The following is a 13,018-nucleotide window of genomic DNA, read 5'->3' as shown; positions in this document are numbered from 1 at the left end:
GCCGCGGCACCGGCTCCGCCAAGTCGCCTGTACATACAGGCGGAAGCCGCCAACGCGCCTCCCCCGTCAACCCACCTCGCAGCCTTCTAACGTCACTCGGATGGAGACCACCGTGACGCCCACTCCCGACCCCACCGTATGGGGTGAAGACCTACCGCCTCGTCGACAGCGGCCACCTGCGCACCCCGGAGATCAAAGCTGCTTTCCGGAGCACCGAGCGCCACCGGTTCCTCCCAGGTGTCGACCTTCAAGACGCCTGCGTCGACGACGCCGTGGCCATCAAGCACGACGAGACGGGCGCGATGATCTCCTGCATTTCCGCCCCCTCGGTCGTCGCCACCCAGCTTGAGCAACTGGGCGCCCAGCCCGGCCACAAGATCCTGGAAGCAGGAGCCGGCACCGGCTACAACGCGGCGCTCCTCGGACGGCTCGTAGCACCCGACGGCAACGTGTGGACCGTGGACGTCGACCAGGACCTCGTCACCGGCGCTCGGGAGAATCTCGGGCAGGCTGAGGCCACGAACGTGACCGTCGTGCTGGGCGACGGTGCTACGGGCCTTGCCCAGCACGCCCCGTATGACCGCGTGCAGTTCACGGTCGGCGCCGGCGACATCCCCCCGACGATTCTCGACCAACTCGCCCCCGGTGGGCGCCTGATCATCCCGATGCGGATTCGCGGCAGCATCTCCCGCAGCTTCGCCTTTGAACGCGACGGCGAGACATGGACGACCGTCTCCACCGAGATGATGACGTTCGTCCCCTTGCGCAAGGGCGTCTGCAACGACATCCGCACCATGGTCGACATGGCAGGTGAAGGCAATGTCCGCCTGGAAACCTATAGCGAGCAGAAAGTCGACCGCGAGGCAATCCGCACCGCCCTGGACTACTCCCCCGCTGAGATCTACACCAGCGTGAAGTTCCGCAAGGGCGACTCCTACGAGTGGCTCTATCTATACCTGGCATACGTGCTTCCCAATGGCCTGAGCCGGATGCCCGGTTCCGGCCCCGGTCTCATCCCGAACTTCGGTTGGGGCTCCATGGCCGCACTCGACAATGACACCCTGGCCTATCTCACCAAGCGGGAAGGCGAAGATGAGCAAGGCGTGTTCTGGCAGATCGGCGTTATCGGCCACGGCCCGCGCGCCGCCGAGCTCGCCGACCAAGTCGCCACCGCGATTGGCGAGTGGGACCAAAGCTGGGGAAACGCCGCGCCCGCCCCCGTCTTCCGTATGGCCGTCGGTGACAGCCGCGACCAACTGCAGGGCTCCGATCCGCGCTTCGTCATCTATAAGACCCACAGCCGTCTCGTTGTTGACTGGCCTCGCACCAACTGAACCTCGCAATAGCCAGTCCAATGCCTTAATCCGTCGACTCAGGACCCATGCGGTGCCACTGGATGAACCTCGACGGAAAGATTCTCAGCCTGGTCGGTTTACGTCCCGGAGTCCGCAGCACAGCGCCAACTCCGTTCTGGGCGTAATTACCCTGTTCATCATGTATCTTTCACAGGATTCTGGTCGGAGACCGTCGAATACTGTGCTGGTTTACCTATAAACTCAGCGAAGGCTGGAAACGGCCACCCGGGCGTCGCGGACATGACGCAAGACGACAAGTCTGCACACCCGGAGGAGATCGTGCCCGCCCTGATTCCCGCTTATCCCGGCATAACGGCCTGCTTCGGCCGCGCCCGGACGATCGCGGCCACGACCTGCGCGGGCACCCCGTCCATGAAGTGTGCGAACGCCTCAAGTCCCGCAGCCGCGTTGGCCGTCGCCGCCAACCCGATTGACCACGCGGGACTCCTCAGAAACACGCCCCCGGCAGAAGTCCCGTTCCGCGAGCATCAATGTCTCCCTGGTCCTCGTGCTGGCCGTGCTCCTGGGCTTCTACCTCCACGACAGCTCCCTCACTCCGTCCATCAGCCGCATCGTGCAGAGCGCAGCCGAGGCGCTCAGCGATATCCGCATTTAGACCGGCTGCCGGGGCACCCCCGTAGACCCCGACCGTGCGCCGCTCACACCGTCGGCTGCGGTCTGGCGCTTGTGCCCCGGCAGTCACTCCTCCACGGATCCCGGCCCAGACACGGCAGCGCTCGAAGCCGGAACCGGTGGGTGTTGAACCTGCCGCCGGCCCCAATCGAGCAACGCGGACGAAGGCAGCGCGACCGGCTCGCCGCGGCCCAACGCGCCCGCCGGGACGTGGGCACCCTCCGTTCCCCGGGGCCTGCTCTTCCTCCCTGCGGTCCCCTCCCTGCCCCTTGCCCACGTCACGTGGCTGGCGCTCCCTTCTGGCAGTCCGTCCCCGAGGTTTCCGATGTCTGATGCTTCAAGCCCGTCCCGTTCTGCTCGGCGGCGGCACGGCAGACCGCCTGGCCAGGGCCTGGCCTCCGCCCGAGGTCTCCGGTCGCGGATGCGGCTGATCACTGTCCTGCCTGCCGTTGCCTCGCTGCTGGTGCTGTCCGCTGCGGAGTACGCAGTCCGTACGCAGGGCCTGGGGTCCGCTGGCATCGCGTTGGTGTGGTCCGCGGCAGCCGCCGGGTGTCTGATCGTGGTGGCAGTGGCTTGGCGTGTCGGTGATGTGACCGCCCGCGAAGTGCACCGCCAGCGTGCAGCGAACACGGATGCGGTGGAGCAGTGGATCGCGCGGCTGCAGGTGGTGGCAGCCGATGGTGGTAAGGCCATCCGCCAGACAATGGACCGGCTCCAGCGCGGTGAGCGGCCTGCCCTGCATGAACTCCCCGACCCTCCGCACGATCGGGACCATTTCGCCGTTCTGGAGTACGAGCTGCACCGGTTCGTACGGGAAGCGCAGGCGTTGGTCCTCGGCGCGTCCGCCCAGCAGGAAAAGCGCGCGCATCTGACGCTCGGGCGGCGGATGTTGACGCTGCTCAACCAGATGCTGACCGCGTTTGACGAGCTGGAACGCGAGATCGAGGACCCTGACGTCCTGCGCCCTCTGTGGCAGTTGGATCACATGGCGACGCGCGCTCGTCGTTTCGCCGAGAGCATCGCCGTGGTGGGCGGTTCTGTGCCACGGAGGTCCGACAGGCCGACCTCGCTGTCCGACGTGATCAGCCACGCAATCGCCGAGGTGGAGCAGTACCCGCGTGTGAAACTGGCGTCGCCGGTCGAAGGCGAGATCCACGGCCGAGCGGCTGCTGGCCTGATTCATCTGTTGGCCGAGCTCATCGACAACGCAACGAACTTCTCGCCGCCAGACACACCGGTGCTGATCCGGGTGGTCCGGGTGCCGGCCGGGATCGCCATCGAGGTCGACGATCACGGACGGCTGATGCCCGATCGCACCCGGGAACAGCTGAACGGGCTGCTGTCCGACGTGTCACGGCACAACGTCGGCGAGTACGTCCGCGACGGACGCATCGGGATGTGGGTGGTGGCCACCCACGCCAGCCGGATCGGTCTCCAGGTCAGGCTGCAGACCAACGTCTACCACTCCAACCAGGCGGTCGTTGTCATTCCGTTCGATCTGATGCACCGTACGTCCGCAGGCGGGGAAGAGCCTGGTCAGGCTGTCCATCCATTCCGCCATCCCGCACCGGGTGTTCAGGGTGCGCGGCCATCAGACCGAGTCGATGACCATCGCCGGGGCCCCGGTTCGGGCGGACTTCCCAATTCTGCGCGCCCCGGGCGCGGGACGCTGCCACACGCGGGGGCCGCCCCCGGGCAGGGAACACCCCCTCTGCCCCACCGCAGGACCGTTCGGGAGCCCATATCTCCGCGGCCGTCCTCCGACATCCAGGCGAGCACGCCCATCGCGGGAGACGAGACTCCGCCGCCGCTGGCGGTCCGCGACCCCGCGCGCTCCTATCTGGCGGCGGGGCTGCGCAGGGGCGTCCCGAGCCGCGCAGAGCCTGCTCAGCCACCGGACGGCGGACTGCTGGCGCGGATCGCCGCAGGGCGCCGGCGCGCAGCCCAGCAGGGCTCCGCCGGTGATCACCCGTCCCTTGATCATTCCGAATCCCCCCACGCCTTGGAGGCATCCGATGAAGCCCGACACCCCGACGAATGACCTGACGTGGCTGCTGAAGGACTTCGTCGAGAGGACGTCCGGAGCGCAGAGCGCGCTGGTGACGTCCCGAGACGGTTTGAAGGTGAGCTACTTCAGCAGCCGCGAAGGAGCCGAGCCGGACACCCTGAGCGCGATCGCGAGCGGGATGCACTCGCTGGCCATCGGCGCCACCGCCGAGCTCCAGGTCGCCGGTGGCGTCCGCCAGGTCACCGTGGAACTGGACGAGGGCTACCTGTTCATCATGGCGGCCGGGGAAGGTGCACTGCTCAGCGTCCTGGCCGACGGCAGCACGGACGTCGAGCAGATCTCCTACGAGACGGCATTACTGGTCAAGCGCATGCCCGAGCACCTCTCCGTGGCACTGCGCAACCAGAGCGCCGTCGGCGGCCAGCCGGTCCTGTGAAGTGGCGCACGACGACAACGCCGTCTGGATCGAAGACGATCTGGGCTCGGTCCGGCCGTACGCACTGGTCCACGGACGCGTCCGTGCCTCGCACCCCGAACTCGACCGGACCTCCATGGTCCGGGCCAGCCGGGAACCACCCGCGACGGCTTTGCAAACCCACTACGCGCAAGTGTTCAACCTGTGTCGCTCCGGGCCCCGCTCGGTCGCCGAGATCGCCGCCACGCTGGAAAAGCCCCTGCAAGTGGTCAAGATCTGGCTGTCCGACCTGCTCGACGACCGCTACCTGACGGTGCCCATGCCGACAGGGCTCACCACAGCCACCAACGACCTACGAGTACTGGAGGACGTCCTTGCCGGGCTACGCAGAAGCCTCTGACCTGACGATCCCGGCCAAGGTCGTGGTCGCGGGCGGCTTCGGGGTAGGCAAGACCACCCTGGTCAGCACCGTCAGCGAGATCAAGCCGCTGCGGACTGAGGAGAACCTCACCATGGCCGGCCTCAGGACAGACAGCCTGACCGGCATCGAACGCAAGTCGCAGACCACGGTGGCCATGGACTTCGGCCGCATGACCTTCCCTCTCAGCGCCCGCACTCTGAGAGAGCTGCGGTTCGGCCCGACAGCACAGGTCCAGCTGCTGCTGTTCGGCACGCCCGGCCAGGACCGCTTCTGGTTCATGTGGGACGACCTGTCGGAGGGCGCCGCCGGCGCCATCGTGCTCACCGACACGCGCCGCCTCGAAGACTGCTTTCCCGCAGTCGAGTACTTCGAACGCCGCGGAACACCGTTCATCGTGGCGATCAACCGCTTCGACGGAGCTCACCCCTATGCCGAGGAGGCCGTCCGAGCGGCTCTCCATCTGGCTCCGCAGATCCCGGTCGTCTCCTGCGACGCGCGCGAGAAGACCTCCGCCCGGCGCGTGCTGATCGCCCTGTTCGAGCACGTCTGCGAACGCACCCGACCCACCTCGCTGCTCACCCGCCCCTGACCCTTGTCCCGGAGACCCACCGATGACCGCCTTCGACGACCAGACCACCCGCCCCGAACTCGTCCCCGTCGACCGTGAACTCGACGCGCGCATGCGCCTGTTGCCTGCCCTGAACCTGGCCGAGGACCGGCCGGTCCCGGTGTTCGACGACCTCGCTGCGGCTCTCGCGGCCGAGGCGGCCGAACTCGTCGCGAGCCCGGTCGGCTTCTACAGCATGGTCAACATCTTCAAGGACGGCTACCAGTACTTCGCCGGCATGTACGTCCCCGCTGGCCAAGGCAGTGGCCCGAGCCAGACCGCCGCCAGCGAGATTCCGCCCGTGCAGCGGTTCATGCCCCGCGACCAGGGGTGGTGCGTCCACACCCTGGACCGTCGCAAGATCCTGCCCCTGGAAGACATCTACGACTCCCCCCGCTGGGCCGGAAACGGCGCCGTCGCCAGACTCGGCGCCCGCACCTACCTCGGCGGCCCCCTCATCCACCAGTCAACGGACACGGGCATCGGAACCATCTGCCTGGTCGGAGACCGCGTGACGGCCTGGGGCCGCTCCAGCGTCAGCCTCATGAAGCACTACCAGCAGCAGACCCTGGCCCTGATCAACGAACTGCCTGTCCAGGAGCCGCACCTGCTCACCCCGCCGTGCTGACCGCACACCACGGCAAGGCTGTTGGGCCCGCTGGCCCGAGGAAGGGGAAACACAGGATGTCTTCTGTCGACGCGTATCTGCCCGACGCCCACCGAAGCCTGCGCGAGCGCGTCCGGGAGTTCGCCCGCGCAGAGATCTCCCCCCGCGTCGCCAAGATGGAGGCGGCGGGCACGCACACCGACCACGACCTTGCGCACCTCATGGGCGAGCAAGGCTGGTTCGGCGTGTTCATCGGCCCCGAGCACGGGGGCCTGGCCGCCGGCCACCTCGCCAAGACGATCCTGCTCGATGAACTCTCGTACATCAGCGGCGCAGCTGGCGCGATCCTGCAGGCCCCGCTCATCCCCACGCTCGCCCTCCTGTACCGAGGCAGCCCCGAGCAGAGGCAGCAGTGGCTCCCCTCGATCGCCGCCGGCGCCTTGTACATGGCCATCGCGGTCACCGAACCCGAACACGGCAGCCACGTCATCGGCATGACCAGCACCGCGCGCCGCAAAGGCAAAGACTGGATCATCAACGCCGACAAGTGCTTCGTCGGCGACTCCGGCATCGCCCACCTCTACGTCGTCATCGCCCGCACAGGCAAGCGCAGCGGCCCGCGGAGCCTGTCAGCCTTCCTCGTCGAAGGCGACCAAGACGGTCTCGATGTCACCCAGCCACCTCTGGTCGGGTTGCACGGCTTCACCGCCGGAAACGTGCGGCTGCGCAACGTCCGCGTCCCCGCGAGCGCCCTGCTCGGCGCGGAAGGAGACGGACTGGACATCGCTTACACCGCCTCCCTTGTGTGCGGCCGACCCAACCTCGCGGCCGTCGCCCTGGGCCTTCACCGCCGTGTGCTGGACGTGACGACCGCATTCACCACGAGTCGCCCCCGCTACGGGGGTGTCCTGGCCGACCTGCCGGTCGTCGGCCACCACCTCGCGGAAATCAAGTCCCGCCTGATGACCTCGGAAGGCGCCGTTTATCAGGCAGCGCACCTCCTGGACCAAGGCATTCCCTGCGACGCCGAGCTGCTCAACAGCAAGCTCGTCAACAGCCGGGCCGCCAAGGTTTCGCTCCAGGAGGCCAAGGACACCCACGGCGGATACGGCGGACGCGCCGATTACGAGATATCCCGCCTCTCCCGCGACATCGACCTCATATCAGCCCCCGCCGGCCCGGACGACCTCCAGCTCCACCGCCTCGGCGAAATCGCCCGCGGTCTCGACCGCATCCAGTGGTCCGAACGCTACCTCGCACAAACCGCCCCTCGGGCTCCCCTTGCCTGACCTTCCGTTCCCCAACTCCCTGCTGACCGACACGGAGACGTCCATGACGAGCACAACTCCCGCCACGAGCCCGGCCGAAACCGACGTGACCACGTGGTTGATCGCCGCGCGGCGGGAGCTGCACACCATCGCGAACCGGCGCCTCGTTTCCGCCCCACGAGCCGTCGCCGACACGCTCACCTCACTGCAGGCGCTCACCCCCACCCTGATCAGGCACGCCCGCGCCCTGGCCGCCCAGCTCGGGGACACGGAGCGATCCGAACTCCACAAACTGATCGAGCAGACCGAGGGCCGCGCCAGCTCCCGGCCGCGAGCGGACCTGGCGTACGAACACCTGCTGGTGCTGGTCAGCCAGTTGCAAGAGCTCCTGCGCAGGCTGGAGCGCGCGCACGGCATCTGGTATCGACGCACACAGACAGCCTCAGCCAAGCGCCGCACCCGCTGAAGTCACTCAACCGACCTAGAGACGCCAGCCCGCTCCGAGGGCCACGAGATCCGCGACGAGGACGTCGGGCGACTGTCTCCTCTCCAGCACAAGAAGCTCAACGTGCTGGGACGCTACGGCTTCACCGCCTCCGTCCTGGCCCGCGGCACCCTGCGACCGCCACGCGACCAGGACGCCCCGGGCTGGGCATCGTCACTCAGCCGGGACAAGAGCGGGGCGAGCCCGGGCACGCCCGCGGCCTCGCCGCCCTCGACGCGTCGCTTGATCAGGCGGGCGGCGAGCCAGGGCTTGCCGAGACGGCCGGGCGCGTACCGCACGTACCCGCGTAGGGCAGGGGCGGAGGGATCACGTTGGCCTCCCGGGGTGAGGGTTCGGCCGGATTGGCCGCGCGGCGGAGCAGAGGGTGGCAGGCGGGGCAAGGGAGCCGCGGGATCGTCTCATTTCACGGAACCAGCTCTGCAGGTGTGATGACTATCAGACGGCAGGAAGGCATCTCCATGGGCGTCAGCCCGACGACTCGTACAGCGAGTTCTCTGTCGCCATGGCGAGGCAGGTAAAGGCGGCGAGGCGAGCTGGAAGCAGGATAGCTGGCCGTCGGCAGGTTGGAGGCGTTCCAAAGTTTGCGGGCTCTGGCGTCGAGCCGCACCGTCTCAATGACTTCCTGAAGGCGCTCGTCTTGTGGCCACTGTTCCGCATTCACCCGGAGAGCAGCAATCGTGGGAAGAGCCCAGTCCTCCTGCCAGTTGACAAGCTGAACTCGCGCCTCCGGCCAGGTCAGCATCCATTCCACGACGTTGATCCCTTTGACCAGCCAGGGGAAGTACTCCTGGACCTTCTCGTTGTAGGCGAGAACATCCCAGCGATGGTCGCTGAGATAGACGCCCCAGGTCGGACTCTGCTCGACGAGAGCGAGCAGGGCCGGCGGCACCTGCCGATTGAGGGGTCTCGCGGAGGCGGAGTGCGGGGCTCGACCGCGAGCGATGCGATGGACGATGTCCCATTCGTCGGGGGCCAGAGCAAGGACGCGGCGTACCTCAGACAGAAAGGCATCGCTGTAGTTCGCCGGGCGCCCCGATTCGAGGGCGCTGTACCAGCGGCGGGAGACGCCCGCCAACTGAGCCGTCTGCGCCTGGGTGATCCCGCGGGCGGCCCTCGCACCGAACGTCTCAGTAAACCCAGGTATGTCCGATGTATTTCGACGTGCACGCGCTCGTCGAAGTATGCGGGTGAGAAGGAGGCGATCACCGCCCCCATCGCTCATAACATTCATATAACGCCCTGGGTGGGATCCACGCCACAGCCCCCCGGCCTTCAGCGCCACCGTCCGCAGCGCCAGCCCCTCATCACCGCTGCCCAAATACCGGGTGAGTTGAAAAGCGCAACCACACCTTTCGAGACATGGTTGAAATAGCGACCATCTCGCCGTTGGGAACTGTCAGTTCTCACTCAAAGGATAGGCACAACCTGTGATTCCTGTGACTTCTGAGATTCGGCCATAGGGTCACTGACGCCAGGGGAACAGCCCTCTGGTGCAATCCTGCTCGGCTTGCGCTCGTAAAGGATCTCCATGTCGCGCTCCGTTCTGACTGCAGGCAACGGCGGAATACACCCCGTCGCGGACTGCGCTTTCCGGCAATACGGTGACACCGTGCCGGTGGTGCAGCGCCAGGACCTGCTGAAGCCGAACACAGCCGCCACGGCTGTCCGCGAAGTCGGCTAATGACGACGCTCGACATCAACCGCCATGACGGTGCCCCAAGATGGGTGGCCCGTCTCGCCGACTGGCGGCAGAAAGGAACACACCGGACCTGGGGGAAGCGTCCCACGAAGGCGACTGCGCGGCGCGAGCTGCGTGAGGAGTGCCAGGCCCTGCTGGCCGACATGCCGATCCCAAGGCCGTTCACTCTGGAAGGGCTGATCGCAGGCATTGAGGCTGTGACGGGACGGCGTATCAAGCTGGTGCCGATTCCGGACCATCTGCTGGCCCACACCGACGTGGGCGGACTGTGGCTCCAGCTGGATGACGTCCCCGTCGACCTGGTCCTGTACGTCGAGGGCACCACGTCATTCCATCGGATGCGGATCATCCTCCACGAGCTGGCTCATCTGTGGTGCGACGACACCATCGAGGAGAGCTTCGAACAACTCGCCAGGCTCTTGCCCGATTTCCCTCCCAACGTCCTGCACCGGCTCACCACGCGGGGCCGCGTCATGGCCCGCCACCGCTACGACTCCCATATCGAGCGGCGTGCCGAGATGCTGGCCGACCTGCTGCACCACGAGGCGTACGCGACCGACTACATCGAGGATCCCACCCTGCGTCATCTCGACGAAGACCTCTCCCACCCCCGCTCCATCCCCCTCCCCCGCACCCCTCGGAAGAACCGTGTCCGTCCCTGATGTGATCGTCTCCTTGATCGTCGCGCTCCTGCTGCTCCAGATCGCCGTGCGCCTGCCTGGCGCCGTACGCGGCCGGCGCCGCGGGCGCTCGTTGTGGGGCGCCTTCACCGCCTTCGCCCTCTCGTGGTGGCTTCGCACCGACTTCGGCCGGGCCGTCATCGATCCACTGGGGGTCAACGACCTGGCCACCCTCCTCAAGCACTCCTTGGCGATCGTCGGCACCTGCGTGCTGCTGACCTATGTCACCGGCGTGTACGCGGACGAGGACACAACCGCCCGCCACATCAAGATCACGGCTCTCGTGCACCGCGTCGCGGCCCGCGCCTCGCTCGCCACCGTGGCATGCCTGGCCTTGGTGTTCTTCCTCGCCCTGGACCGGACCAAGACCGCAGCCGACAGCCCGTACTTCATGGGCCGACATGCCGGCGAGCCGGGCCTCGCGCTCTATATGGGGCTGCTCTATCTGTATACCGTCGGCGCCGCGCTGGTGTGCGGATACCAGTGGGGCCGGGCATCGCGGCATGCCCGGCGGTGGCCCCTGCGCGTCGGCCTGACGATGATGGCCGCGGGCATGGTCCTCATCGTGGTGTACGCAGCCCTGCGCACCGCCTTCCTGGTTCCCACCACGCTCCATCCACTCTCCGCGCGGGCGCTCGCCGACCAAGAGCGCATCACCGACACGGTGCTGTACGGGGGCTTCCTGCTGTGGCTGCTCGGCTCGGTCACCCCCGCGATCCACGCCGCGCAGGCACGGCTCCGGAGCACAAGAGCCGTCATCGGGCTCCACCCGCTCTGGCGCGACCTTGTTCTCGCTGTGAACGGAATCGCTCTCTACCAGCCGAGCAATCTGTTCAACGGCCACCGGGCCGCCGGCCCTCTCAACGCGATACGGGACGTGCTGTCGCACGACGCCACCCCGCAGATCCGCCTCGGCCGCTACGTCACTGAGATCCGCGACGCTACCCACGAACTGCGGCGGCGCGCACCCGCCGACCTCTACGCGCGCGCCGTCCAACTCGCCAAGGCGGAGGGCCGCCAAGGTTCAGACGCCGACGCCACGGCCGAGGCGTACTGGCTCAAGGCTGCACTCGGGGCCGCCGACCGACCAGCCGGGGCGCCGGCCGCCTTTCACACGGCCGGCGACGACTTCGCCACGGAGATCCCCTGGCTGCTGCGCGTCGCCGAGTCCTACCGCACCGCCAGCCCTGCGAGCACCACCCGCCTCCTGAGCTCCTCCGAAACACCGTCCCTCGTCCACACCACCAGGACATGACCATGAACGCTTCCCCCCTCTCGCTGACCGCCTCCGCCGCGGCACTGTTCTCCAACGCCGACGGTGAGGTCCTCATCGTCAACCCGACCTACAAGAAGTTCTGGAACCTCCCCGGCGGCGCCGTCGACGAGGGCGAGACCCCCCACGAGGCAGTCGCACGCGAGGTGCGCGAGGAACTCGGCATTACCCCGCCCATCGGCGGTCTCCTGGTCCACGCCTGGGTCAGCGTTCGCGGCCGAGGAGCGCAGGTTCTGTACGTCTTCGACGGTGGTGTCCTCAGCCCGGAGGACCAGGCCGCGATCACGATGCAGGAGGAGGAGCTGAGCGAGTTCCGCTTCTGCCGACCGGACAGCATGGAGGACGGACTGGTCCCTCCGCACCTGACCGACGTCTGGCAGGCCGCCCTCGCCGCCCGCTCCGACCAGCACCCGCGAGTGCTCACGGTGCGCCTGTAGGAAGCGCAAAGGGGCCCGGCTCGAGGAAGTCCTCTCGGGCCGAGCTCAGCGTTTGGCGCGCTGTTACGGCAGGGCAGGCCGCCCAGGTCCGCCCTGGGCTTCGGACCGGGCCTTGTCGACCTCGTGGAGGATGAAGTCCAGCAGGTCCGCCGGCAGTCCCTTCTCCTCACCGCCGCGGGCGGCGATCGCTGAGATCTGCCCCCTGAGCAGCATCGTCCCACCGATGATCCGCTGCACGTCTGCATCCTGCGACCAGATCAACGGTGTCGTGTCCAGCGCCTCCGCGAGCGCGTCCAGCACATCGTCCTGCGCGCTGCTCACCTTGCCGGTCCGCAGGTCGCGCACCAGATCCTCGGTGAGGACCTCGCGGCCCGTACGGTCATTGCCGAGGGCCGCAAGCTGTGCGTCCGAGGGCGGGATCGGCAGCCGCTCCAGCAGATACGTGATCTTCTCCGCCAGAGTCTCCGGAAGCATCTCCTCGCCGCGCAGCCGCGGCTCCTGCCCCTCGGCCCCGGGGACAGCCTCGCCGGGCTCGGGCACGTCGATGCCGAAGGATCGGTCTTGCGCACGCCGCAGGGCTTCGACGCTTACGCCGTATGCTTCCGCCAGCTTCGGCTCGTACTCCTCCGCCAGGCGTCGCTGCGCGTTCTCCGCTGCAGCCACCGGGCCAGCGGTACTCGTTCCGGTCAGCTCCTTGGTGGCCGCCTGGGTATACCCGGCGTCAGCCCGCAGGTCAGCAAGATCAGGACGCCCGTCACGGGGAAACAGGTCGTCGAGGTCACGGTTGAGAGCTTCGGCCAGGCGGGGCAGTTTCTCCGGGTCGGGAACGGAGCGTCCCGTCTCCCAGGCACTGACCCGAGCACCGCTGACCCCCACATGGCTCGCCACGTCGGTCTGCTTGAAGCCACCCTCCCTCCGGGCGAGCAGCACACGGTTGGGGTCGAACCGGCGAGCCGGCATCCCACACGTCCTTCCTGATCCGATCTGGGCCCGTCGACACAGCTACCCACTTGATCGATGGGCCAAACGAGGATACTTTCGTTCCATCGATCGGGGCAGCTAGTCAGCGTACCTCGGTTCAAGCCGTCGTGCCCACAGGAGATGAAACGT

At 67.5% G+C, this 13,018-nt stretch carries 15 protein-coding genes; 12 read left to right on the top strand and 3 right to left on the bottom strand.

What is annotated here, in order from left to right; genetic code table 11:
* Positions 1-143: 143 nt before the first annotated feature.
* From fxlM to BN159_RS38305, 9 genes are all read left to right on the top strand, one after another.
* The gene (gene fxlM, locus BN159_RS38340) at positions 144-1,334 is read left to right on the top strand and encodes a methyltransferase, FxLD system (RefSeq protein ID WP_015662443.1); all 1,191 of its coding nucleotides are present in this window, start codon (positions 144-146) and stop codon (positions 1,332-1,334) included.
* Positions 1,335-1,785: 451 nt separating this feature from the next.
* Positions 1,786-1,971, top strand: coding sequence for a hypothetical protein (locus tag BN159_RS45915; RefSeq protein ID WP_157901138.1), 186 nt, complete (start codon positions 1,786-1,788; stop codon positions 1,969-1,971).
* 438 nt (positions 1,972-2,409) lie between these two features.
* Positions 2,410-4,029 (top strand): ATP-binding protein, encoded by a 1,620-nt coding sequence (locus tag BN159_RS38335; protein ID WP_015662441.1) that lies wholly within the window; start codon positions 2,410-2,412, stop codon positions 4,027-4,029.
* A complete protein-coding gene (locus BN159_RS38330; protein ID WP_015662440.1) occupies positions 4,004-4,432 on the top strand; it encodes a roadblock/LC7 domain-containing protein in 429 nt (142 codons plus the stop codon). The genes BN159_RS38335 and BN159_RS38330 overlap by 26 nt, the downstream gene beginning before the upstream one ends.
* Position 4,433: 1 nt before the next feature.
* Entirely contained in the window at positions 4,434-4,811 is a 378-nt protein-coding gene (locus BN159_RS38325) for a DUF742 domain-containing protein (RefSeq protein ID WP_015662439.1), read from the top strand.
* Entirely contained in the window at positions 4,786-5,421 is a 636-nt protein-coding gene (locus BN159_RS38320) for a GTP-binding protein (RefSeq protein ID WP_015662438.1), read from the top strand. Before BN159_RS38325 ends, BN159_RS38320 begins: the two co-directional genes overlap by 26 nt.
* 22 nt (positions 5,422-5,443) lie before the next feature.
* A complete protein-coding gene (locus tag BN159_RS38315; protein WP_015662437.1) occupies positions 5,444-6,067 on the top strand; it encodes a GAF domain-containing protein in 624 nt (207 codons plus the stop codon).
* 56 nt (positions 6,068-6,123) lie between these two features.
* Positions 6,124-7,335 (top strand): acyl-CoA dehydrogenase family protein, encoded by a 1,212-nt coding sequence (locus tag BN159_RS38310; RefSeq protein ID WP_015662436.1) that lies wholly within the window; start codon positions 6,124-6,126, stop codon positions 7,333-7,335.
* 43 nt (positions 7,336-7,378) lie between these two features.
* The gene (locus tag BN159_RS38305) at positions 7,379-7,780 is read left to right on the top strand and encodes a hypothetical protein (RefSeq protein ID WP_015662435.1); all 402 of its coding nucleotides are present in this window, start codon (positions 7,379-7,381) and stop codon (positions 7,778-7,780) included.
* A gap of 113 nt (positions 7,781-7,893) precedes the next feature.
* Here the strand turns inward: BN159_RS38305 and BN159_RS45485 are convergent, their stop codons facing one another.
* A complete protein-coding gene (locus BN159_RS45485) occupies positions 7,894-8,097 on the bottom strand; it encodes a hypothetical protein (RefSeq protein ID WP_041820440.1) in 204 nt (67 codons plus the stop codon).
* A 125-nt stretch (positions 8,098-8,222) separates the two neighbouring features.
* On the bottom strand, positions 8,223-9,041 hold the full coding sequence (locus BN159_RS38295) for an MmyB family transcriptional regulator (protein WP_041820439.1): 819 nt from the start codon (positions 9,039-9,041) through the stop codon (positions 8,223-8,225).
* A gap of 458 nt (positions 9,042-9,499) precedes the next feature.
* Here BN159_RS38295 and BN159_RS43050 point away from each other — a divergent pair, with 458 nt between their 5' ends.
* The 3 genes from BN159_RS43050 to BN159_RS38280 are packed head-to-tail and all read left to right on the top strand — an operon-like array spanning position 9,500 to position 11,908.
* Positions 9,500-10,180 carry a hypothetical protein gene (locus BN159_RS43050; protein WP_015662432.1) on the top strand — a complete coding sequence of 227 codons (681 nt, stop codon included), beginning with the start codon at positions 9,500-9,502 and terminating at the stop codon, positions 10,178-10,180.
* Complete coding sequence (locus tag BN159_RS38285) at positions 10,167-11,453, top strand: MAB_1171c family putative transporter (RefSeq protein ID WP_015662431.1); 1,287 nt, start codon at positions 10,167-10,169, stop codon at positions 11,451-11,453. The genes BN159_RS43050 and BN159_RS38285 overlap by 14 nt, the downstream gene beginning before the upstream one ends.
* A 2-nt stretch (positions 11,454-11,455) precedes the next feature.
* Complete coding sequence (locus BN159_RS38280; RefSeq protein WP_015662430.1) at positions 11,456-11,908, top strand: NUDIX domain-containing protein; 453 nt, start codon at positions 11,456-11,458, stop codon at positions 11,906-11,908.
* 63 nt (positions 11,909-11,971) lie between these two features.
* Here BN159_RS38280 and BN159_RS38275 read toward each other — a convergent pair whose 3' ends face one another.
* Positions 11,972-12,868: a helix-turn-helix domain-containing protein gene (locus BN159_RS38275; protein WP_015662429.1), complete on the bottom strand. Its 897-nt coding sequence runs from the start codon at positions 12,866-12,868 to the stop codon at positions 11,972-11,974.
* Positions 12,869-13,018 lie beyond the last annotated feature (150 nt).

The sequence above is a fragment of the Streptomyces davaonensis JCM 4913 genome, assembly GCF_000349325.1.
Taxonomy (GTDB): Bacteria; Actinomycetota; Actinomycetes; order Streptomycetales; family Streptomycetaceae; genus Streptomyces; species Streptomyces davaonensis.
The sequence above is the reverse complement of the archived record's forward strand: the minus strand, read 5'-3'. Positions and strand labels throughout refer to the sequence as shown.

Coding starts and splice junctions, on each gene's coding strand:
- BN159_RS38335 (WP_015662441.1), top strand. CDS start 2,410: ATGCGGCTGATCACTGTCCTGCCTGCCGTTGCCTCGCTGCTGGTGCTG.
- BN159_RS38330 (WP_015662440.1), top strand. CDS start 4,004: ATGAAGCCCGACACCCCGACGAATGACCTGACGTGGCTGCTGAAGGAC.
- BN159_RS38315 (WP_015662437.1), top strand. CDS start 5,444: ATGACCGCCTTCGACGACCAGACCACCCGCCCCGAACTCGTCCCCGTC.
- BN159_RS38310 (WP_015662436.1), top strand. CDS start 6,124: ATGTCTTCTGTCGACGCGTATCTGCCCGACGCCCACCGAAGCCTGCGC.
- BN159_RS38305 (WP_015662435.1), top strand. CDS start 7,379: ATGACGAGCACAACTCCCGCCACGAGCCCGGCCGAAACCGACGTGACC.
- BN159_RS38295 (WP_041820439.1), bottom strand. CDS start 9,041: ATGAGCGATGGGGGCGGTGATCGCCTCCTTCTCACCCGCATACTTCGA.
- BN159_RS43050 (WP_015662432.1), top strand. CDS start 9,500: ATGACGACGCTCGACATCAACCGCCATGACGGTGCCCCAAGATGGGTG.
- BN159_RS38280 (WP_015662430.1), top strand. CDS start 11,456: ATGAACGCTTCCCCCCTCTCGCTGACCGCCTCCGCCGCGGCACTGTTC.
- BN159_RS38275 (WP_015662429.1), bottom strand. CDS start 12,868: ATGCCGGCTCGCCGGTTCGACCCCAACCGTGTGCTGCTCGCCCGGAGG.